This is a genomic window from Pseudomonas sp. KK4, assembly GCF_001984065.1.
In the GTDB taxonomy this organism is placed as follows: Bacteria; Pseudomonadota; Gammaproteobacteria; order Pseudomonadales; family Pseudomonadaceae; genus Aquipseudomonas.
The window spans coordinates 120,817-137,002 of sequence record NZ_LYVP01000002.1; the positions used below are offsets into that span (position 1 = coordinate 120,817).

Below are 16,186 nucleotides of genomic sequence, written 5' to 3' on the forward strand. Positions count from 1 at the left end.
TGTGCGGCTCAAAAACCAGGCGAACACGCCAGTTTCAACTTCACCCTTGTAGACCGTCTTGCCCACCCCCATATTGGGGCGACTGACGCGTGAAGGAATCCAACTTGAGCGAACTTCTCAACCGCCGCCTGGCCCTGCTCGGCGAGCGCGCTAACCTCTCTCTGCTCGAACAGTGCCTTCACGGCATCGAACGTGAATGCCTGCGCGTGACCGGCGAAGGTCGCCTGGCGCAAACGCCGCACCCGGAAGAATTGGGTTCCGCGCTGACCAACGAACAGATCACCACCGACTATTCCGAGTCGCTGCTGGAGTTCATCACCCCGGCCCTGCCCGACCCCGCCGATACGCTGGCGAGCCTGGACAGCATTCACCGCTTTGCCTACAGCAAGCTCGGCAACGAGTACCTGTGGAGTCCATCGATGCCGTGCCCGTTGCCGGCCGAGGAAGATATCCCGATCGCCTACTACGGCACGTCCAACATCGGGCAGCTCAAGTACGTGTACCGTAAGGGCCTGGCCCTGCGCTACGGCAAGACCATGCAGTGCATCGCCGGGATCCACTACAACTTTTCCCTGCCGGAACAGCTCTGGCCGCTGCTCAAGGCGGCTGAAGGGTTCGTCGGCACCGACCGCGATTTCCAGTCGACGTCCTATATCGCGTTGATCCGTAACTTCCGCCGCTACAGCTGGCTGCTGATGTACCTGTTCGGCGCGTCGCCAGCGCTGGACGCCGGTTTCCTGCGCGGTCGTTCCCATCAGCTGGAACAACTGGACCCGGACACCCTGTATCTGCCGTACGCCACCAGCCTGCGCATGAGCGACCTGGGTTACCAGAGCAACGCCCAGGCCGGCCTGACGCCTTGCTACAACGATCTGACCAGCTACACCGACAGCCTGCGCCAGGCGGTGGCCACGCCTTATGCGCCCTACGTCGAAGTCGGCACCCACAAGGACGGTGAGTGGGTTCAGCTCAACACCAACATCCTGCAGATCGAAAACGAGTACTACTCCAACATCCGTCCGAAACGCGTGACCTATTCGGGCGAGCGTCCGATCCAGGCGCTGATGGCCCGCGGCATCCAGTACGTTGAAGTCCGTTGCCTGGACATCAACCCGTTCCTGCCGATGGGCATCGACCTCACCGAATCGCGTTTCATCGACGCCTTCCTGCTGTATTGCGCCCTCAACGAAAGCCCGCTGCTGACCGATAACAGCTGCGGCAACGCCACGTCGAACTTCCTCAAAGTGGTCAAGGAAGGCCGCCGTCCGGGCCTGCATCTGCAACGCGAAGGTCAAACGGTGGAAATGAAGGAATGGGCGGCCCAACTGCTCGAGAACATTGCACCACTGGCAGCGCTGCTGGATCAGAGCCATGGCGGCGATGCCCACAGCAAGGCGCTGGATGCGCAGATGGCCAAGGTCAAGGACTCGTCGCTGACGCCGTCGGCCCAGGTCCTGGCGGCCATGGCCGAGCACAAGGAAAGCTTCGCTCAGTTCTCCCTGCGCCAGAGCCTGGCCCATGCTGAGTTTTTCCGCAGCGAGCCGTTGCCGGCCGAGCAGCAGGCAGCATTTGAAGAACGCGCACGGACTTCCCTGGCCGAGCAAGTGGAGCTGGAGCAGAACGAAGTGGGCGACTTCGATGTGTTTGTCGGGTCGTACCAGGCGAGCATCCTGGCGATCAGTAACTGATCCTGTAAGGTCCTGCGGACCTTATCGCTAGCAGGCTAGCTCCCACAGTGGATTTTCGTGTTGGCACATTTGTGTGAACACTCTTGAACCGCTGTGGGAGCCAGCCTGCTAGCGATCGACCGCGAAGCGGTCGCTCTTAAAAATTTCCGCTCATAAGCTCATTCGAAAAAGTTATTTATTTTCGAATTCTTAGATCATTTAGTCTCCTATCTCGCCGAACCTCGGTCGCCTGATATGGAGATTTTCAATGAAACTGCACTTCCCTCTTCGCTTGCTGGCGGCCGCATCCCTGGCTGCAGCGAGCCTGTTTGCCCAGGCGGCTGACGTCACCGTCGCCTACCAGACCACCGTCGACCCGGCGAAAGTCGCCCAGGCCGACGGCGCTTACGAAAAAGCCACCAAGGCCGACATCAGCTGGCGCAAATTCGATAACGGTGCCGACATCATTGCTGCCATCGCCTCCGGCGACGTGCAGATCGGCTACCTCGGTTCCAGCCCACTGACCGCCGCGATCACCCGCAAAGTCCCGGTGGAAACCTTCCTCATCGCCACCCAGATCGGCGCCGCAGAGGCCCTGGTTGCCCGCGACGGTTCCGGGATCAAGACCCCACAAGATTTGATCGGCAAAAAGATCGCCGTGCCGTTCGTGTCCACCGGCCACTACAGCCTGCTGGCGGCGTTGAAACACTGGAACATCGACCCGTCGAAAGTCACCGTCCTCAACCTCGCGCCACCGGCAATCATTGCCGCCTGGAAACGCGGTGACATCGACGCCACCTACGTCTGGGACCCTGCGCTCGGCGTTGCCAAAGAGAACGGCAAAGTGCTGATCACCTCCGGCGAACTGGCCAAGTTCGGCGCACCGACCTTCGACGCCTGGATCGTGCGCAAGGATTTCGCCGAGAAGCACCCGGACATCGTCACCGCGTTCGCCAAGGTGACCCTGGACGCCTACGCCGACTACCGCAAGGACCCGCAAGCCTGGCTCGCCAATCAAGCCAACGTCGACAAACTGGTGAAGCTCTCCGGTGCCAAGGCCAGCGACATTCCCTTGCTGTTGCAAGGTAACGTCTACCCGCTGGCCGCTGACCAAGTCGTGACCCTGGGCGCGCCGACCACCAAAGCCATCACCGACACCGCCGCGTTCCTCAAGGAACAAGGCAAGGTCGAGGCGGTACTGCCGGACTACGCGCCCTACGTCAGTGCCAAGTTCATCACCAATTGATCGGGAGTTAATCGCGATGGCTTTGCTACAGCTGGAGCGCATCAGCGCACAGTACCCTGGCAGCCCGGAACCGGTGCTGGCGGATATTTCCCTGAGCCTGGGGCCCCAGCAACTGCTGGTCGCCCTCGGCCCGTCCGGCAGTGGCAAGACTTCGCTGTTGAACTTGATTGCCGGTTTCGTCGAGCCCAGCGCCGGGCGCATCACCCTGGATGGTGTGCCGGTCAAAGGCCCAAGCGCCGAACGCGGCGTGGTGTTTCAGGACGATGCCCTGCTGCCCTGGCAGGACGTGCTGGCCAACGTCGGCTTCGGCCTGGAACTGGCCGGCGTGTCCCGGGAAAAGCGCGAAATCCGCGCCCGGGAAATGCTCGCGCTGGTGGACCTCTCCGGTTTCGAACAACGCCGCATCTGGCAGCTCTCCGGCGGACAGAAGCAGCGTGTCGGCCTGGCCCGCGCGCTGGCTGCCGACCCACGCGTATTGCTGATGGACGAACCCTTCGGCGCCCTCGATGCGTTTACCCGCGAACAGATGCAGGAACTGCTGTTGCAAGTCTGGCGCCGCACCGCCAAACCCGTGTTCCTGATCACCCACGACATCGAAGAAGCGGTGTTCCTCGCCACTGACCTGATCTTGCTGGCGCCGAACCCGGGGCAGATCGTCGAACGCCTGCACCTGGATTTCGGCCAGCGTTACGCCGCCGGCGAGTCGGCGCGCTCGATCAAATCCGACCCACGCTTTATCGAAACCCGCGAACACGTGCTCGCCAAAGTGTTCTCCCAACGCAGCGCCGCCCAGCGGCAGGAGCGCGCATGAGCAGCTATGAGATCCCCGCGGCGGCAGTAAAACCCGGCGCTACCGTCATTCCCGTGCGGCGCAGCCTGAGCACCCGCTGGATCAGCGTGCTGACCCTGGTGGCGCTCCTTGTCATTTGGTGGGCCGTGACCGCCAGCGGCATGATCGAACCGCTGTTCCTGCCGCCACCGTCCGCCGTGCTGCAAAAAGGCTGGCTGCTGGTGACCACCGGCTACATGGATTCGACCCTGTGGCAGCATTTGGGCGCGAGCCTGAGCCGTATCGGCCTGGGCCTCGGTTTCGCGGTGCTGACCGCAGTGCCGGTGGGCATCGCCATCGGTGCCAATCGCATCGCCCGGGGCGTGCTCGATCCGCTGATCGAGTTCTACCGCCCGATTCCGCCGCTGGCGTATCTGCCGCTGATCGTGATCTGGTGCGGCATCGGTGAGCTGTCGAAAGTCCTGCTGATCTACCTGGCGATTTTCGCGCCGATCGCCATCGCGACCGCCACCGGCGTGCGCACCGTCGACCCGGCGAAATTGCGCGCCGCGCAGTCCCTGGGCGCGACCCGGGCGCAGTTGATTCGTCATGTGATTCTGCCGAGTGCCTTGCCGGACATTCTGACCGGCGTGCGCATTGGCCTGGGCGTGGGTTGGTCGACCCTGGTCGCCGCCGAGCTGATCGCGGCCACCAGCGGTTTGGGGTTCATGGTGCAATCGGCTGCGCAATTCCTGGTCACCGATGTGGTGGTGCTCGGGATTCTGGTCATCGCGCTGATCGCCTTCGCCATGGAAATGGGCCTGCGTGCCCTGCAACGCAAACTGGTGCCTTGGCACGGCCAGGCCCATTGAACGATTGTCTACGCCGACAAATCGGCGCCCCGGAATTGAAGAGAAAGACCATGAGCACCCTGCACATCACACCTCTAAGCTCCGCCCTCGGCGCGCAAATCAGCGGCGTCGACATCAGCCAGCCGCTGAACCTGGAACAGCGCGATGCCATTGAGCAGGCGCTGCTCAAGCATCAGGTGCTGTTCTTCCGCGAGCAGCCGATCACGCCGCAGCAGCAGGCGCGTTTCGCCGCCAACTTTGGTGACCTGCACATTCACCCCATCTACCCGAATGTGCCGGAACAACCAGAAGTGCTGATCCTCGATACCGCCGTCACCGACGTGCGCGACAACGCGATCTGGCACACCGATGTCACCTTCCTGCCGACCCCGGCCATGGGCGCGATACTCAGCGCCAAGCTGTTGCCGGAGTTTGGCGGCGACACGCTGTGGGCCAGCGGCATTGCGGCGTACGAAGCCTTGTCGGCACCGATGAAGACCCTGCTCGAAGGCCTGACCGCCACCCACGATTTCACCCGCTCGTTCCCGCTGGAGCGCTACGGCAATACGCCAGAAGCGCTGGCGCAATGGGAAGAGGCACGGCGCAAGAACCCACCGCTGTCGCATCCGGTGATCCGCACGCATCCGGTCAGCGGGCGTCGTTCGCTGTTCGTCAATGAAGGCTTCACGTCGAAGATCAACGAGCTGTCGGAGACCGAGAGCGAGGCGATCCTGAAGTTTCTGTTCGCCCACGCCACCCGCCCGGAATTCACCATTCGCTGGCGCTGGCAGCAGGACGACATCGCATTCTGGGACAACCGCGTGACCCAGCATTACGCGGTAGACGACTACCGCCCGGCGCGGCGGGTGATGCAGCGAGCGACGGTGCTGGGGGATGTGCCGTTCTTTCGCTGAGTCCGGATGATCTTTATCGGCTTTTATGGCCTCTTCGCGAGCAAGCCCGCTCCCACAGTTCGACCGTATGCTCAGTAGCGACGCGGTCTACTGTGGGAGCGGGCTTGCTCGCGAAAGGGCCGGAACAGGCGCCAAAAATCAGCGCCCGGACACTTACTCAGCCGTCGATGGCTTCTCCCAGAGATTGATCCCACCCTCCTGGGCAAACCGGTCAATCTCCGCCAGTTCCTCAGCACTGAAGCTCAAATTCTTCAACGCCCCGACGTTCTCAATGATCTGCTCCGGCCGGCTCGCGCCGATCAGCGCCGAGGTCACCCGTGGATCACGCAGGGTCCAGGCCAGTGCCAACTGCGCCAGGCTCTGACCGCGACGCTTGGCGATCTCGTTCAACGCTCGCACGTGAGCGATGTTGGCCTCGGACAAGTGCGACGCCTGCAACGAACCACCGCCCGGACGATTGACCCGCGCATCCGCCGGCACGCCGTTCAGGTATTTGTCGGTCAGCAACCCTTGGGCCAGCGGGGTGAAAGCGATCACCCCGGTGCCGAGTTCGTCGGTGGTGTCCAACAGGTCTTTTTCCACCCAACGATTGAGCAGGTTGTAGGCCGGCTGATGGATCAGCAGCGGCACTTTCCACTCGTTGAGCAACGCTGCCATCTCACGGGTTTTCACTCCGGAATAAGACGAGATGCCAATGTACAGCGCCTTGCCCTGCTGTACCGCGGTGGCCAGGGCGCTGGCGGTTTCTTCCAGCGGGGTGTCCGGGTCGAAACGGTGGGAATAGAAAATGTCCACGTAGTCCAGGCCCAGGCGTTGCAGGCTCTGGTCGAGGCTGGCCAGCACGTATTTGCGCGAACCGCCGCCCTGACCGTAAGGGCCGGGCCACATATCCCAACCGGCCTTGCTGGAGATGATCAGCTCATCGCGGTATTGCTTGAAATCTTCACGCAGCAAACGGCCGAAATTGATTTCGGCGCTGCCGTACGGCGGGCCGTAGTTGTTGGCCAGGTCGAAGTGGTTGATGCCCAGGTCGAACGCCGTACGCAGCAGGGCGCGCTGGGTGTCGATCGGCGTGGTGTCGCCGAAGTTGTGCCACAGGCCCAGGGACAATGCCGGCAGCACCAGCCCGCTGCGGCCTACGCGGCGGTACGGAATGGAGTCATAGCGGTTTTCGGCAGCGGTGTAAGTCATCGAATCCTCTCTTGTTTGAGTCTTATTCATTGAAGCCTGGCAAACCTGCGGCCTATGCAAAGCGGTTCGAAGGCCTGGCCAACCCAAGGTTCTGGCGCAATGTCCGGCCTTCATACTCCGTTCTGAACAACCCGCGCCGTTGCAGTTCCGGCACCACGCCTTTGGCGAAATCTTCGAGACCGCCGGGCAGGTGCGGCACCAGCACGTTGAACCCATCGGCTGCGCCCTGTTCGAACCACGCCTGCATGCGGTCGGCAATCTGCACCGGCGTCCCCACCAGGCTGTAGTGCCCGCGACCCCCGGCGATCCGGCGGCCCAGTTCGGCGAGGCTGAGGTTCTCCTGCCCGGCCAGCTCCGTCAGCAGTTTCTGGCGGCTTTGCTGTCCGCTTTCGGTCAGTGGCAAGTCGGGCAGCGGGCCGTCCAACGGGTACTTCGACAGGTCGAAGTTGCCCAGCATACGCCCAAGCAACGCCACGCCAACCTCCGGTTCGACTAATTGCTGAAACGTTTCACATTTTTCCCGGGCGTCGCTTTCGGTTTGCCCGACCACCACGAAGACCCCGGGCATGATTTTCAATGAATCGGCACTGCGCCCGTAGCGACTCAAGCGGCTTTTCACATCGGCATAAAACGCCTGGGCACTGGCCAGCGAGGCCTGCGCGGTAAACACCACCTCGGCGGTTTGCGCCGCCAGCTCACGACCCGCCTCGGAGGAACCGGCCTGCACGATCACCGGTTGCCCCTGAGGCGAGCGCGCCACGTTCAACGGGCCCTTGACCCGGAAGTGTTCACCCACGTGATCCAGCACATGCAACTTGGCCGGGTCGTAATAGGCGCCGCTGTCCTTGTCACGGATAAACGCATCGTCCTCCCAGCTATCCCACAGCCCCGTGACCACCTGATGAAACTCCCGGGCGCGGCTGTATCGATCGGCGTGCCCGATGTGTTCGTCGCGGCCGAAATTCTGCGCTTCGGCCGCGTTGTCCGAGGTCACCAGATTCCACCCCGCTCGCCCGCCGGACAGGTGATCGAGCGAGGCGAATTTACGCGCCACGTGATACGGCTCGTTGTAGCTGGTGGTGGTCGTGGCGATCAGGCCGATGCGGTCGGTCACCACGCTCAAGGCGGACAGCAGCGTGAGTGGCTCGAAGCCGGCCGAGCGCGACATACGGCTGGCGATGTCATCCCGCGGCGCGGCGACGTTATCGGCGACGAACAAGGCGTCGAACTTCGCCGCTTCGGCCATCTGCGCCAGGCGTTTGTAGTGGCCGAAATCCAGCCCGGCATCGGCCGGTACATCGGGGTGTCGCCAGGCGGCGATGTGGTGCCCGCCGGCCATCAGAAAGGCGCCCAGTTTCAGCTGTCGAGTCATGCTCAGAAATCCTTGCGCAGTTGCACGCCGAAGTAGCGCTCGTCATCGCGCGGCACGGCGCGGTAGATGTAGTTGCCGCCATTGGCCAGCAGCGGCGAGTAGGACTTGTCCGCGAGGTTCTTGCCCAGCAGCGCCACACGCCAGCCATTGTTGTAGTCGGCCAGGGCAACGCTGGCGTTCCAGATGCCGTACGCGCCCTGCTTGGTGTCGGGGTTCTGGCTGATGTCGTACTGCACTTCGCTCTGCCAGCTGTAATCGGTGCCCAATTCGACATCCAGGCCGTTGTCCAAAGGAATGCTGTAATCGGCGCGCACGTAGCTTTTCCAGTCCGGGCTGAACGGCAGCGGCTTGCCGTCGACGTTGCACGACGCCGCTGCCCCTACCGGGCAGGCGAACTCGTCGATGCGGGCGTGGGTGTAAGCCAGGGCGCCGGAGAATTTCAGTTGCTGGGTGGCCTGCAAGGCGTAATCGAGTTCGACGCCTTCGGTGCTGACACTGCCGGCGTTGATCAGGCGGGTCACCACTTGCCCGGCGACGGTGTCGAAGAAGTTCGCCTGGTAGTTGTCGTACTCGCTGTGGAACACCGCCAGGTTGGTGGTCAGGCGATTGTTCCAGGACGTGGCCTTGATCCCCAGTTCCCAGTTGTTGGAGGTCTCCGGCTTCAGCGCATCGGTGTCCCGTGGCTGCATGTTGAAGAACACGTTATAGGCCGGGCCCTTATACCCCCGCGAATAAGTGAGGTAGGTGGTGACCGAGTCACTCAAGTCGTACTGCACGCCGACGCGCCCGGACCAGCCGTCTTCATCCACTGAGCCCGAGCTGCTGGTATCCGGCTGAATACCGGTGACGGCGATCGGCGAGGTGGAAACCCGGCGGTGATCGTATTCCAAGTCGTCGTGAGTCCAGCGCAGACCGAAGATGCCGCGAAAGTCCTCGGTGAAATTGAGGGTGCTTTCACCGAACACCGCGTAGCTGTCATTGGTGGTGCTGTAGTCGGCGATGCCACGGTTGACGCTGGCGGGCGTGGTCAGGGTGCGCTGGTACGTCTCGTCGTCCTTGCCGTGCATGTAGAACAGACCGCCGACGTACTCGAGGAACTCACCCTTGGGCGACGCCAGACGCAGCTCTTGCGAGTATTGATCGAAGGCCAGATCGCCCTTGTCAGCCGTGCCGGGGAACGCCGCCGTCACCGTGCTCAACCGGTCGCCGTCCTGATACTGGGTGTTGTCCCAGCCGCGCCAGGCGGTGATCGAGGTCAAGGTGTAATCGCCCAGTTGCCAGTCGAGTTGGCCGGACAGGCCCTTGTTGATGTCATCGACGTGACTGCGGGTCTCTGTATTGATGTCACGGTTGTGGCCGGAGGCATTCACCGGGCTCAGGGCATTGGCGAACGCCGGGGTCAGGGACTTGCTGACCACGCCATTGGGTGCGTCGTCGTGGGCCTGCATGTAGTCGGCGATCAGGGTGAAGGTGATGTCGTCATTGGGGGTGAATTCCAGTTTTCCGCGCACGCCCTTGTGGTTGTAGCCGTTGACCTCCTGACCGTTGAATGTGTTGTCGACGTTGCCGTCGTAGGTGCCGAACAGGGTGGTGATCGAGCCCTTGAGCGTCTGCGGAATCAGGCTGCCGCCGAGGCCGAAACGGGTGCGGCTTTCGTTGCCGGTGTAGAAAGACTGGTCGATGTAGCCGTGGGTTTCGCCGGGCGGTGGGTTGCTGGTGATGTTGAGGACGCCGGCCGAGGCGTTCTTGCCGAACAGTGTGCCTTGCGGCCCGCGCAGCACTTCGACGCGCTGCAGATCGAGCAGGTCCAGGGTCGACTGGCCCGGGCGGGCATACACCACGCCGTCGATCACTGTGGCCACCGTTGGCTCGACCCCCGGCGAGGTGGAAATGGTCCCCACACCGCGGACGAACAGCGAGGTGTCCTTGTTCGACGCGCCGGTGCGGAAGTTCAGTGACGGCACTTGCTGGACGATGCTCGATACGCTGTTGCGGTTGTCGCGCTCCAGTTGCTCGCCATCGAGCACGGTGACCGCCACCGGGACTTTCTGCAGCGACTCTTCGCGGCGGGTGGCGGTGACCGTTACCGATTTGAGGGTGGGCTCCTGATCGGTGCTGTCGGCAGCGAAAGCCCCCGGAACGGGCAGCGTCGCCAACCCGGCGAGCAGCCAGCCCAGGGTCGACCGGCGTGGTGTGGCGGCGCGAATCAATTGCGCCAGTGTTCGTGATTCCCCAGAAATGAAGTACATGGTTTGCCCGTTCGAAAGTGGCCCTGAACCACTGCCGTTCTGCGACGACAGCGCCTGTGAGTTGTCTTGGGCATTCGCTTGAGCGAGTAGCAGACAGCGCGCCTTGTTAGCGCTAACATCACCAGTATTGGCAAGCAGCACATAGACCGTCCAATACTGAAAAATTACGTTTATATGCTTTTTGGTTTAGTTGAGGGATCGACCGTTGACTGAAGACAAGCCCCGCAAACGCCGTGGCGCCGGCCGTGTGACGCTCAATACCGTGGCTCGGCAGGCCGGCGTGTCAGCGATCACCGTGTCGCGCTATTTCAATCAGCCGGAGCAGGTGTCCGAGGAATTGCGCGAGCGCATCGCGACGGTGGTAACCGCACTGTGTTACGTGCCAAACCTGGTGGCCGGTGGCCTGGCGTCTGCCCGTGGCAAGATCGTCGGCATGGTGATCCCCAACATCTCGGGCCCGATCTTCGCCAACACCATCCAGGGCTTCAGCGACACCCTCAGTCGCCACGGCTATCAACTGTTGCTGGCATCGAGTTACTTCGATGCGACCCAGGAAGAAAGCGCCGTGCGGGCCTTTCTCGGCTGGTCCCCGGCAGCGCTGGTGTTGACCAGCCACTTCCACAGCGCCGGCACCGAAAAGATGATCGCCGAGGCGGACATCCCGGTGATCGAAACCTGGGATTACCAACCCGATCGCGAGCCTCTGCAGATCGGTTTTTCGCACTTTGAAGTCGGCGTGACCGCCGCCCGCTATCTGCACGGCAAAGGTTATCGGCGCATCGCCTTCGTGCAGAACAGCGCGCCGGGAGACTTCAGTGCGCTGGAGCGGCGCGACGGCTATGCGACCACCGTACGGGAGTTGGGACTTGAGCCCTGGGTATTCGCCCCGGACCCCGACAGCGCACCGTTCGAGGCCGGCAAGCAAGCGATGCAAGCCTTGATGAACACCTCCCCCCGCCCCGACGCCATCATCTTCGCCAACGACAACCTCGCCGCCGGCGGCCTGCTGGCCGGGCAACGCGCCGGCCTGAACATCCCCGAAGACTGCGCAGTGCTCGGCTTCGGCGACTACCCCTTCGCCGAAATGCTCCTGCCCAGCCTGAGCACCATCAAACCCCCGGCCCTTGAAATCGGCGTGCTCGCCGCCACCCGAGTGCTGGAAAGTCTGGGTGTGTTGCCGGTTGAGGGTGAGGTGAAGCGTCTGAATCTGCTGGAGTGTCGGGTGATTGAGCGGGAGAGTGCTTGAGCGATGTGGCGCCTTTAAGGCGTGGTTTTAGACGTCAACGATTTGCCGAAATAAGGCATGGCGTTCAATTCCACTACCGCCCACACACCATCGGCGTACTCGGGATTATCAAGGTGAGCGTCGATGTCGCGCACTTGCGGCAATGGATCGCCATCGGCAACCAGTCCCTCGTAATGCAGGGATAGCGCCTCCTTCACGCTACAGAGCGCCTGTTTCACCGTGCAACCTGCGGAGAAACAGCCTGGAACGTCGGGGACAATCACTCCGTAGTCCGAGTCGGCATCCTTGTGCAAAACAACCGGGATTTTCATTTCGGCTAGTCCTTCTCATGAGTCAAATGAGCGAACTCGGACTGTACGGCAGAGAAACGAAATGGACTCAGGCCTTAAACATCTTGCAAAGATCGCAGCCTTCGGCAGCTCCTACAGGGGTACGCATTCCAATGTAGGAGCTGCCGAAGGCTGCGATCTTTTGCGGTTCATTTGGCCCCCGCAAACACCTCCCCCAACCAATCCACAAACACCCGAACCCGTGGCGACATGTGTCGGTTGTGCGGGTACAGCACCGATACCGGCATCGGGGGCGGTGGGGTGTCGGGGAGGATTTCCTTGATCAGGCCCTGGGCGATTTGCATTTCCATTCGGTAGTGCGGGCACTGGATCAGGCCCAGGCCGGCGATGGCCGAGGCGGCGTAGATTTCTGCGCCGAACACGGAAATGGCGCCCTCAATGGGTATTTCCTTGAGTTCGCCATTCACCATGAATTCGAACGGAAACTGCTTGGCCGTGGTGCGCGAAACGTAGTTCACGGCGCGGTGGTGTTTGAGGTCGTCGAGGTTGTTCGGTTCGCCGTATTGACGCAGGTAGGCGGGACTGGCGCAGGTGATCTGGCGCAGGTTGGCGACGCGTTTGCCGATCAGCGCGGAGTCGCTCAGGGTGCCGGCGCGCAGCACGCAGTCAACGCCTTCGGTGATCAGGTCGACCAGGCGGTCGGCCTCACTGATGGACAGTTCGATGTCGGGATAGCGGGCCATGAATGTCGGCAGTGCCGGAATCACGAAATGCCGGGCGAGCGTGCCGTGAAGGTCCACCCGCAGCCGCCCTTTAGGCGCGACGCTGCGAAACGCCAGTTCTGCCTCTTCCAGTTCCGCCAGCAGTTGCACACAGCGCAGGTAGTACGCCTCGCCATCGAGGGTAGGACGCACCTTACGCGTGCTGCGCTCCAGTAAACGTGTACCGAGCCAGGCTTCGAACTGGTTGAGGGTGTGGGTCAGCGTCGCGCGTGGCAGGTTCAGGTCTTCAGCGGCCAGGGTGAAGCTGCTGCGCTCGTAGATGCGTACGAATACCTTCATCGCTTTGACTTGGTCCACGCTGGACTCCTGATGCTCGATTGTTGGCGATTCTTGAACAGTCAAGGCAACTCTGGTGCATTTATCGACTTGGGTAAACATGTGAGATTGGCTTCACACCCAATTGAGCAGGAATCACCACCATGACGTCCAAAGTAGCCCTCATCACCGGCGCCTCCCGCGGCATTGGCGCGGTCATCGCCAAACAACTGGCCAGTGAAGGTTTCGCCGTCGCCATCAACTACGCCAGCAGCGCCAGTGAGGCCTCGAAACGGGTGGTGGAACTGCGTCAGGCCGGTCATCAGGCCATAGCGATCAAAGCGGACGTGGCCAGTGCCGAGGATGTGAGGCGGATGTTCGACGACACCGAAGCGCAATTGGGCAAGGTCGATGTGCTGGTGAACAACGCCGGCATCCTCAAGGTCATGCCGTTGGCGCAGCACAGCGACGAGTTGTTCGAGCAAAACTTCAACATTCACGCGCGCGGCACGTTCAACACCATGCGTGAAGCCGCTAGCCGTATGAACGCGGGCGGGCGCATCATCAATTTTTCCAGCAGCACCGTCGGGCTGAACCTGCCGGGTTATGCGGTGTATATCGCCAGCAAGGCCGCAGTGGAATCCCTGACCCAGGTGTTCGCCAAGGAAATGCGCGGGCGCAACATCACGGTCAACGCGGTGGCGCCGGGGCCGGTGGCGACCGATCTGTTTCTGCATGGCAAGAGCGAGGAGCAGATCCAGCAATTCGCCAGGATGGCGCCGCTGGAGCGCCTCGGTCAGCCGGAAGACATTTCCCGCGTCGTGGCCTTTCTGGTCGGGCCGGACTCGGCCTGGGTCAATGGGCAGATTCTGCGGGTCAATGGTGGGCTGGTTTAACTATGCTGACTCTGACACCGAGGTGAATCCTTCGCGAGCAGGCTCGCTCCCACAGGGAACACAATCCATGCACAGCACCATCATCATCACCTTTGGCCTGATCCTGCTGGCGCTGATGCTCTACATCGGCGAGCGCATCGGCTTCAGCCGCCAGACCCTGGCCTACAGCTTCATCGTGCTGTGGCTGGCGCTGACCCTGATCAACGGCGCGGTCGGCATGGTGCATGCCGGCCAGCCATTGAGCACCGAACTGGCGGTGGGCAGCGCCGTGTTCGGGGTGCCGGTGGCGGCGCTGGTGTTGTTCATGGTGCTGACCAGCGAAGGCTGACCGCGATCAACGCACCAGATGCAAAAACTGCATGTGCCGCTCGTACTGGTCGAGGATGTCGTTGATCACCTGCTCCTTGCTGTAACCCACCAGGTCGTAATCCTGACTGCCCTCGCTCAAATGCACTTCGGCCCGGTAGTAGCGCCGGTTGTTGAGCTCCTTGGAACCCATGCCACCCCGGGCGAACGACGGCGTGAAGTAGCCGCGCATCTGCACCTGATAGATGAACGGATGCTGATCGCCGTGGCCGATCTCCAGGCTGACGCTGTCGTTGACCGGTTCCGGGTGGGTGATGACCCGCAGGCCCTTCTCGCTGAACACCGCTGATACCTCCTCGATCGCCGGACGCACCGTCGAATCGAGGAAACGATACACCTCGTCCCGCGATGGAAAATGCACCGCCTGGCTCAAGCGCTGACGCCAACCGCCGCGCCGCGCGCCCGGCACCGGGGCCAGCGAATGCATCTGCGCAATCTTCTTTTGCGACTCCAGATAGAACGCCTTGTGCAGGCCCCACATCATCAACAGCAAAATCAGCGAGAACGGCAACGACGTCAGCACCACCGCCGACTTCAGCGCATCGATGCTCCCGGAAAACAGCAGCGCACTGGTCACCAATGCAGTCATCGCCCCCCAGAACACCCGCAGCCATTTCGGCCCGTCCTCATCGGGGTTGCCGCCCTTGGCCGACAGCGTCGACAACACCACGGTGCCGGAGTCGGCCGAAGTGACAAAGAACACGAAGCTGATGAACACCGTGACCGCGATGACGGTTTTGCTCCACGGGTAGGTTTCCAGCAACAGGTACAGGGTCATCGATGGGTTATCGAGGGCCGACATGCCCAGCGCCGACATGCCGTGATTGAGCACCTGGTCGATGGCGCTGTTACCGAAAATCGACATCCACGCCAGGGTGAAACCCAACGGAATCAGCAGCACGCCGAAGACGAATTCGCGGATAGTCCGGCCACGGGAAATCCGTGCGATGAACAGGCCCACGAACGGCGACCATGCAATCCACCAGGCCCAATAGAACACTGTCCAGCCGCCCAGCCAGTCGCTGGGTTTGTCGTAGGCGTACAGGTCGAAGCTCTTCATCGGCAAGGCGCCGAGGTAATCACCGATGTTCTGGATCAGGGTATTGAGCAGGTGCTGCGTGGGCCCGGCGAACAACACAAACAGCAGCAGCGCGCAGGCCAGCAGCATGTTGATGTCGGACATCACCCGCACGCCTTTATCGACGCCGGAGACCGCAACGATGATCGCCGCGCCCATCATCAGGGTGATCAGGCCGACCTGAATCCACTGCGTGTGCGCAATGCCAAACAGGTAGTCCAGCCCCGAGTTGAGGTGCAGCACGCCAAAGCCCATGTCGGCACCGAGACCGAACACCGTGGCGATGATGCCGAAGCCATCCACCGCGTAACCGATGGGGCCGTTGATGCGCTTGCCGATCAGCGGGTACAGCGCCGAGCGCAGGGCCAGCGGCAGGTTGTGCCGATAGGCGAAATAAGCCAGGGCCATGCCGACGAAGGCGAACACGCCCCAGCCATGCAGGCCCCAGTGCAGGAACAGAATCTGCATCGCCTGACGCGCCGCATCCGCCGTGCCCGCCTCGCCCTGGGGCGGTTGCAGCATGTGGGTCAGGGGTTCGGACACGCAGAAGAAAAACAGGGTGATGCTGATGCCCGCGGCGAACAGCATGCCGGCCCAGGACAGGTAACTGAATTCGGGCTCGTCGTGGTCGGCACCGAGTTTGATCTTGCCGTAGCCCGATAACGCGGTGACCACCACGAAGACCAGATACAGGGTCATCGCCAGCATGTAGTACCAGCCAACAGTGTTGGCCGCCCAGTTTTGCGCCGCCAGCAACCAGGCACCCGCCTGTTCCGGCATGGCGATGACAACGACGCCGAACAGTAGGATGAAGCTCGCGGAGAACCAGAAAACCGGGGGATTCATGCGGACCAGGCCGCTTGGCGGGAGGGACGATGCACTCATGTACGGTGCACCTCGAAGGGGGAAAACGTGGCTGTGGAAATCGGACTCAGCAAAGGCAAGCCTCCTGTTGTGAGCGGGCGGCGAACCACCGGTTTAACTTGAATGAGCGTTCAATTTAAACATGGATAG

13 protein-coding genes and 1 pseudogene are annotated in these 16,186 nt (G+C 62.0%); 8 read left to right on the top strand and 6 right to left on the bottom strand.

Features of this window, described 5'->3' with window-relative positions; translation table 11 throughout:
- The first annotated feature begins 104 nt into the window (after positions 1 to 104).
- From gshA to tauD, 5 genes are all read left to right on the top strand, one after another.
- On the top strand, positions 105 to 1,688 hold the full coding sequence (gene gshA, locus B0W55_RS01295) for a glutamate--cysteine ligase (RefSeq protein ID WP_077044244.1): 1,584 nt from the start codon (positions 105 to 107) through the stop codon (positions 1,686 to 1,688).
- 247 nt (positions 1,689 to 1,935) lie between these two features.
- Positions 1,936 to 2,913, top strand: coding sequence for a taurine ABC transporter substrate-binding protein (tauA, locus tag B0W55_RS01300; protein ID WP_077044245.1), 978 nt, complete (start codon positions 1,936 to 1,938; stop codon positions 2,911 to 2,913).
- Positions 2,914 to 2,929: 16 nt separating this feature from the next.
- On the top strand, positions 2,930 to 3,724 hold the full coding sequence (gene tauB / locus B0W55_RS01305) for a taurine ABC transporter ATP-binding subunit (RefSeq protein WP_077044246.1): 795 nt from the start codon (positions 2,930 to 2,932) through the stop codon (positions 3,722 to 3,724).
- The gene (gene tauC / locus B0W55_RS01310; protein ID WP_077044247.1) at positions 3,721 to 4,554 is read left to right on the top strand and encodes a taurine ABC transporter permease TauC; all 834 of its coding nucleotides are present in this window, start codon (positions 3,721 to 3,723) and stop codon (positions 4,552 to 4,554) included. The genes tauB and tauC overlap by 4 nt, the downstream gene beginning before the upstream one ends.
- A 50-nt stretch (positions 4,555 to 4,604) precedes the next feature.
- Positions 4,605 to 5,447, top strand: coding sequence for a taurine dioxygenase (gene tauD / locus B0W55_RS01315; protein ID WP_077044248.1), 843 nt, complete (start codon positions 4,605 to 4,607; stop codon positions 5,445 to 5,447).
- Between the two features lie 153 nt (positions 5,448 to 5,600).
- Here tauD and mgrA read toward each other — a convergent pair whose 3' ends face one another.
- The 3 genes from mgrA to B0W55_RS01330 are packed head-to-tail and all read right to left on the bottom strand — an operon-like array spanning position 5,601 to position 10,259.
- Entirely contained in the window at positions 5,601 to 6,638 is a 1,038-nt protein-coding gene (mgrA, locus tag B0W55_RS01320) for an L-glyceraldehyde 3-phosphate reductase (protein ID WP_077044249.1), read from the bottom strand.
- Between the two features lie 52 nt (positions 6,639 to 6,690).
- Positions 6,691 to 8,010, bottom strand: coding sequence for an LLM class flavin-dependent oxidoreductase (locus B0W55_RS01325; RefSeq protein WP_077044250.1), 1,320 nt, complete (start codon positions 8,008 to 8,010; stop codon positions 6,691 to 6,693).
- A 2-nt stretch (positions 8,011 to 8,012) separates the two neighbouring features.
- On the bottom strand, positions 8,013 to 10,259 hold the full coding sequence (locus tag B0W55_RS01330) for a TonB-dependent receptor (protein WP_077044251.1): 2,247 nt from the start codon (positions 10,257 to 10,259) through the stop codon (positions 8,013 to 8,015).
- 205 nt (positions 10,260 to 10,464) lie between these two features.
- On the opposite strand from B0W55_RS01330, the gene B0W55_RS01335 reads away from it, so the two are divergent.
- The gene (locus B0W55_RS01335; protein WP_077044252.1) at positions 10,465 to 11,505 is read left to right on the top strand and encodes a LacI family DNA-binding transcriptional regulator; all 1,041 of its coding nucleotides are present in this window, start codon (positions 10,465 to 10,467) and stop codon (positions 11,503 to 11,505) included.
- A gap of 20 nt (positions 11,506 to 11,525) precedes the next feature.
- Here the strand turns inward: B0W55_RS01335 and B0W55_RS01340 are convergent.
- Together B0W55_RS01340 and B0W55_RS01345 are read right to left on the bottom strand one after the other, a co-directional pair.
- Positions 11,526 to 11,816, bottom strand: a pseudogene (locus B0W55_RS01340) (type II toxin-antitoxin system HicB family antitoxin); the annotation flags it as partial.
- Between the two features lie 167 nt (positions 11,817 to 11,983).
- On the bottom strand, positions 11,984 to 12,874 hold the full coding sequence (locus B0W55_RS01345) for a LysR family transcriptional regulator (RefSeq protein WP_077044253.1): 891 nt from the start codon (positions 12,872 to 12,874) through the stop codon (positions 11,984 to 11,986).
- 113 nt (positions 12,875 to 12,987) lie between these two features.
- Between B0W55_RS01345 and B0W55_RS01350 the strand changes: the two genes are divergently transcribed.
- Positions 12,988 to 13,728 (top strand): SDR family oxidoreductase, encoded by a 741-nt coding sequence (locus B0W55_RS01350; protein WP_077044254.1) that lies wholly within the window; start codon positions 12,988 to 12,990, stop codon positions 13,726 to 13,728.
- 67 nt (positions 13,729 to 13,795) lie between these two features.
- Positions 13,796 to 14,056, top strand: a complete 261-nt coding sequence (locus tag B0W55_RS01355; RefSeq protein ID WP_077044255.1) for a hypothetical protein — start codon at positions 13,796 to 13,798, stop codon at positions 14,054 to 14,056.
- 6 nt (positions 14,057 to 14,062) lie between these two features.
- On the opposite strand, the gene betT is transcribed toward B0W55_RS01355, so the two are convergent.
- Positions 14,063 to 16,018 carry a choline transporter BetT gene (gene betT, locus B0W55_RS01360; protein ID WP_175645452.1) on the bottom strand — a complete coding sequence of 652 codons (1,956 nt, stop codon included), beginning with the start codon at positions 16,016 to 16,018 and terminating at the stop codon, positions 14,063 to 14,065.
- Between the last annotated feature and the right edge of the window lie 168 nt (positions 16,019 to 16,186).